4 protein-coding genes and 3 pseudogenes are annotated in these 5,130 nt (G+C 60.0%); 4 read left to right on the top strand and 3 right to left on the bottom strand.

Annotated elements, in window-relative coordinates; genetic code table 11:
- Positions 1 to 151 (top strand): annotated as a pseudogene (locus tag BJF89_RS09850) (IS6 family transposase); the annotation flags it as partial.
- Positions 152 to 161: 10 nt separating this feature from the next.
- On the opposite strand, the gene BJF89_RS09845 reads toward BJF89_RS09850, so the two are convergent.
- Positions 162 to 1,100 carry a LysR family transcriptional regulator gene (locus BJF89_RS09845; protein ID WP_075814463.1) on the bottom strand — a complete coding sequence of 313 codons (939 nt, stop codon included), beginning with the start codon at positions 1,098 to 1,100 and terminating at the stop codon, positions 162 to 164.
- Positions 1,101 to 2,451: 1,351 nt separating this feature from the next.
- Between BJF89_RS09845 and BJF89_RS09840 the strand changes: the two genes are divergently transcribed.
- The 3 genes from BJF89_RS09840 (at position 2,452) to BJF89_RS09830 (ending at position 4,297) form a co-directional block, all read left to right on the top strand.
- The gene (locus BJF89_RS09840; RefSeq protein ID WP_075814461.1) at positions 2,452 to 2,871 is read left to right on the top strand and encodes a hypothetical protein; all 420 of its coding nucleotides are present in this window, start codon (positions 2,452 to 2,454) and stop codon (positions 2,869 to 2,871) included.
- Positions 2,872 to 2,895: 24 nt separating this feature from the next.
- A complete protein-coding gene (locus BJF89_RS09835; RefSeq protein WP_075814459.1) occupies positions 2,896 to 3,423 on the top strand; it encodes a YdcF family protein in 528 nt (175 codons plus the stop codon).
- A gap of 166 nt (positions 3,424 to 3,589) precedes the next feature.
- A complete protein-coding gene (locus BJF89_RS09830; protein ID WP_255372583.1) occupies positions 3,590 to 4,297 on the top strand; it encodes a glycoside hydrolase family 25 protein in 708 nt (235 codons plus the stop codon).
- Positions 4,298 to 4,361: 64 nt separating this feature from the next.
- Here BJF89_RS09830 and BJF89_RS09825 read toward each other — a convergent pair.
- Positions 4,362 to 4,932, bottom strand: a pseudogene (locus tag BJF89_RS09825) (DDE-type integrase/transposase/recombinase); the annotation flags it as partial.
- A gap of 73 nt (positions 4,933 to 5,005) precedes the next feature.
- A pseudogene (locus BJF89_RS18560) lies at positions 5,006 to 5,130 on the bottom strand (IS6 family transposase); the annotation flags it as partial.

The raw sequence follows: 5,130 nt of genomic DNA, 5'->3' as shown, positions 1-5,130 counted from the left end.
CGGCGGCTTCAAGAAACCGGTGTCGGCCTACCGGACACTGCAGGGCATGGAGGCGATGCACGCGCTACGCAAAGGCCAAGGAGCGGTGTTCGCCTTCGGGTATCCGAACCCGGATGCGGTGATCGTCGCCAAGGCCTTCGCCGGCGCCTGAGAGATCAGGGCTACGGGGGTGAACCTCCTCCTCGATCGGCGTCCGGGCACTCCCCGCTCCACTTTGCAACAGCACCCTTCGCGAGGGAGTCGAGGTACACCGCACTCGCCGACCCCGGATCCCACACCAGCTCGTAGAACATCTCGACCTGCGTCCCGTCCTCCCGGACGATGCGACGTGAGGCCATTCCCTCCTTGACGTGCCGCTCCGGAAGGACGACTGAACCCATTCCCTTGTCGGCCCAGCCGGGCAAGGCACTGCAGTGGGTGACCTCCATCTCCGCACGTTTCATCGACCGTCCGGCCTCGGCGAACATGTCGGACACCATGCGGGTGATTCCACAGCCGTGACGGCACAGGATCAACTCGCGTTCGGCGAGTTCGTCGACGGTGATCGTCTCGCCCGCCCCCTCGTCCGTCGGGTCCACTAGCACCAGGTAGTCGGAATCGATCAGGCGGTGACTGTACCCGGGCAGGGACCCGAGTGCCGGCACGATGATCATGTCGAGGCTCCCCGCCTGCAGGAACTCCTCCAGTGGTTCCAGCTCAGCCTCCAACAGCATCACGTCGTGACCGGTGGCCAGGGCATTCGGGCCGTGGATGGCGTCTTTGAGCTGCCCGACGATGGTCTTGTCGATCTTCGGGGAGATTCCCACCCGCACGGTGCCGGAACGGCTGGAGGTGAAGGACTCCGCCTCGACTTCCATCCGGGTCACGTCGGTGATGATCTGCTTGATGCGGGGCAGCATCGCAGCCCCGAACGCCGTCGGCGACGTCCCCCGGGGGTTACGGAGGAAGATGCGCCCGCCGAGATGTTCCTCAAGCTTGGCGATGCTGATGGACAATGCCGGCTGGGTGACCCCGAAACGACGCGCGGCCGAGACGAATGACCCCGTGTCCGCCACCGCGTCGGCGTAGCGCAGGGATTCGAGTGTGAGTCTGGCCACCATGGAATCATGTCCAACTTCATTTAGGTCAAGTGCAGGTAAAGAATTATCCCCCTTGATCATCGTCGCTGTCAAGATTGGGAATTATTCCCCCCATTCGGGGTTCCCGTATTTACTTCTCTAATACTTCACGACCACCGCATGCGACAGGCGGGATTAACCGTAGATATCCAATTATATACCTTCGAGAATAAGTGCCCCGCCTAGTCGTTAGCGATGCCATATTACATATCGTGGCGCCCTATTTGCGCGTGACATGGCGCCAGCTATTAACCATCATTCGCGCGTATATTAAATCATCGTTATATACGCCAGGACATTCGCATAGGTGACATTTATTGGGGGTAATTAAAATGCGCCCGCAACTGTTGGTTTGACAATGATCAGAGATTTAGGATACCCCCGGTATATACTGCCTCAGTATCATCAGAACGTCTGGTGATGCCCGTAGTTCACGAGGAGAACTATTCATGAGACTGAAAAGGACAACAACCAGATTCGCGGTCGCGAGCTTGGCTATTTGTGTCACTGCCGGAGTCACTGCAGGAACTTCTTCAGCTGAAGAAGTTCCCGCTGCTGCAAACACCTCGATCAGCCACACGCAGAGTATTGCCCCGAGTCTTCTTCCCTCTATTCCGGCGCCTGCTGGACCAGCCGATAATATTTCAGCCGGAAGGCCTGGTTTTTCCCCAGATCGGATAATTGCGGGAGACAAGCCGTTCATCCCTGCCGAAAACAACGGTCTTGTCCAGGATAGGAGGCAGGAACAACTGATTGCGCAAACATTGGATGGCGCTGCGGATGGTGCTGCTATCGGTGGTGGCAATGGAGCTGTCAGTGGAGGCGCCCTCGGTGCGGCCACGGGGGCGGCGATCGGCGTCGCACCGGGCGCCCTAACCGGCGCGGCAATAGGAGGGTTCGGCGGAGGTGTTGCTGGCACTTTTGCTGGTGGCCTTTCGGGAATGGGTATGGGTTGCCTCGCTGGACTGCCTGCGCTTGTGGTGGGTTGTATCCCCGGTGCGGTCATTGGCGGAGCTATCGGTGCTCCTGTCGGTGGCATATGGGGGATGGGTGCCGGAACAGTAATCGGAGCTCCAGCTGGCGCTGTGACAGGCGCCGGTGTGGGCGCGGCCGTTGGAGCGCCTGTCGGGGCAGCATTGGGCAGTACCACAGGTGCGATCTCAGGTGCCGTGACCGGAGCGGCGACTGCCGCTTCTGAAGCAAACAGTCAGTGGGCACATCAGAACCTCCGTGACCTGGAATCGTGGGCCTATGAAGATGCTGCGGCGAATTAGGTTCCTCCGCAGAGGCATGCTGGAATAAGGCAACCCGTGTTTTCGCCACCTGTCTGCTGTTGTCGGCGACGATCTGTTCCGCCACCGCCACTGCGGGGGTGGCGTCGCCCGCCACCACGACGGTGGTGACCTACGGTGACTCCTACACTGCCAACCCCAGTCAGCTTGTCGGCATGGCGAATCAGTATGAGGAGCTCAAGCCGTTCCTCACCGACTACCCGCGCACCGGGCAGCTGGAGTCGGGCAAGGAATGCCTGCAGGCACCCGACAACTGGCCGCGTCTGCTGCAGGACGAGGGGATGGACGTCCGCGACTGGTCCTGCACCGCGCAGACGCCCCCATGGTTCGCACACCCTTGGCAGAACGATGAGATCTACATCCGGTGGCGGGCGGGCGATCGCGGTATCCATGTCGGTCGAGCTCTGGAATCGCCGACCCTGAAGCCCGGTCCGGATTGCTGTATGGTTACATTTCGATAACAGACTCCGAGAGGACCAGTGCTCATGCCCCTGACCATCCAAGCGATCATTGCTACTGGCATTGCCGCTGCCCAAGCGCTTAGCTCCACCAATCCGATCGGCGACATTGCTTCCGAGATCAGCGCCTCGCCGAAAGACAGCACTCTCACAACCGCCCACGCCTCAGCGTTTGCGGGAGCACCTATTGTGATTCTAGGCGCTCGACTCAATCCGGATTGTGCACCGGCCGGTGTGCTGAACTCCAGACTCGACCGCGCTGCCGCTTTCGTCCGCCTGCACCCAGCTAATCGGGTTATCGTCACTGGCGGTGCTACCCAGGGTGGTTGCTTTACTGAAGCTCAGACCATGGACTCTTTGCTGCGTGCTCGACTGGTGGTTAACCCAATCATCCAGGAAGGAGCCTCAAGCTCGACGGTGGAGAACGCCCGCAACGTTGACCGCATCATCCCGGACACCCCTAGCGTGCTGATTAGCAGCCAAGACCACCTTCCTCGGGCGATGAAGAACTTTGCCGATGTTGGTATCCGTACCTTCCCGGTTGCAGCATTCTAAGAGAAGTCAGAGCGGTGTTGGTTTCAGTCTCGGTCATCTTGTAATCAGAGACCTAGGTCCTGAAGACTGACAGCAGCGACGTGAAGCACAATCCCCTTCGTTGAAGTGGTATCCCGTGTACGATCGATCCGTCGTGCGCTCGACGATTAAGCAGAGGACACCATTGTTGACCATCAAAAAAGCCCCCGCAGCCTTACTCACTGCCTGCCTTATCGGTGCTGCCCTTGGCCCGGCAGCACACGCGCTCAACAGCGTTAACGGTGTTGATGTCTCCAGTCACCAGAACACCGACGGGCCGATCCGCTGGATCGAGACCTCGCTATCCGGGCAACGCTTCGCCTATGTTAAGGCCACCGAAGGTACGGGCTACATCAACCCCACCTACCTGGCCGATTCCAACATCCCCAAGTACGTCGGCATGGCCGTTGGCTCCTACCACTATGCCCGGCCCAGTTTGGCTCCTGGCTCCGCCGTGTCGCAGGCTCACTTTTTCGCTAATACCTCCATAGTCAGCCATTTCCCTACCTTGCCGCCGGTGCTGGACATTGAGGATTCCGGTGGTCTGAACCCTACCCAGCTACAGGCCTGGGTCCGCGAGTACCTTCAGGTGGTGAAGCTTCGTACGGGCCGCGATGCAATGATCTACACCTACCCCAACTTTTGGCGTACGGCGATGGGTAACACCACTGAGTTCTCTGATCACCCACTGTGGATCGCCCACTATGGCACGAACACTCCTGACATCCCCGGCGGGTGGGAGTATGTCACGATCCATCAATACAGCAGCACCGGTCGAGTAGCGGGGATCAACAACCCCGTTGATTTGAACCGCTTCAACGGTAACGCGGCCCAGCTCGCCCGATTCCTCCGCTAGGGGCGTTTTATGAGGACAGATTCGGGCAGGAGTCTTGATTGCTAGTGGTTCAAGTATGTTAGTTCAGTGCGGCCTTGAACGACTCGGCCAGTGAGTTGTCCGCGCTCGTGCCGATTGCGCCCTTAGACTGGCGCACTCCCCTGGAGCGGCAGGTGTCCCGGAACGCCCCAGAGGTGTACACGCTGCCATGGTCTTCAGTGGAAACGTTCCCCGGCCAAACTACCGCGCTGTTTCTCGGCCATCACTAAGGCCTCCTGCACCAGGCAAGTATGCACGTGATCAGCGATCGCGAAGCCGACGAGCCGGCGCGAGAAGCAGTCGATGACCGTGGCCAGGTACATATTCGACCCGTCAGCGATCGGCACGTAGGTAATGTCGCGGACATAGGTGTCGTTGACTGCCCTGGCGGTGAACTGGCGGCGCAGCAGATCAGAGAACACCCGCCGACGCCTATCTACGATAGTGGTCTTCACGCGGCGCTTCTTCGTGTAGCCGACCAGCTCGTTGGTCCGCATCAGGCGGGCGACGTGCTTGTGGTTCACCGGAGCTGAACGGGAAGTGCCCGAGGCGTCGTCATCGGGGTCGTCGATCTCGGCGTCGATCTGCTTGGCGCCGTAGCAGCCGTTATTGGTGCTGTTGCAAAGTGGTGCGGGCAGTGCCCGGGAGCTGATCGAGGAGGAGGTTCACCCCCGTAGCCCTGATCTCCCAGGCGCCGGCGAAGGCCTTGGTGACGATCACCGCATCCGGGTTCGGATACCCGAAGGCGAACACCGCTCCTTGGCCTTTGCGTAGCGCGTGCATCGCCTCCATGCCCTGCAGTGTCCGGTAGGCCG

The organism is Corynebacterium sp. CNJ-954, assembly GCF_001942345.1.
Taxonomy (GTDB): domain Bacteria; phylum Actinomycetota; class Actinomycetes; order Mycobacteriales; family Mycobacteriaceae; genus Corynebacterium.
Note: the sequence above shows the minus strand (reverse complement) of the source record. Positions and strands in the feature narration are given on the sequence as shown.

What these genes read in the sequence shown, in the direction of transcription:
- BJF89_RS09845 (WP_075814463.1), bottom strand. Translation starts at nt 1,100, where the DNA reads ATGGTGGCCAGACTCACACTCGAATCCCTGCGCTACGCCGACGCGGTG.
- BJF89_RS09835 (WP_075814459.1), top strand. Translation starts at nt 2,896, where the DNA reads ATGCCCCTGACCATCCAAGCGATCATTGCTACTGGCATTGCCGCTGCC.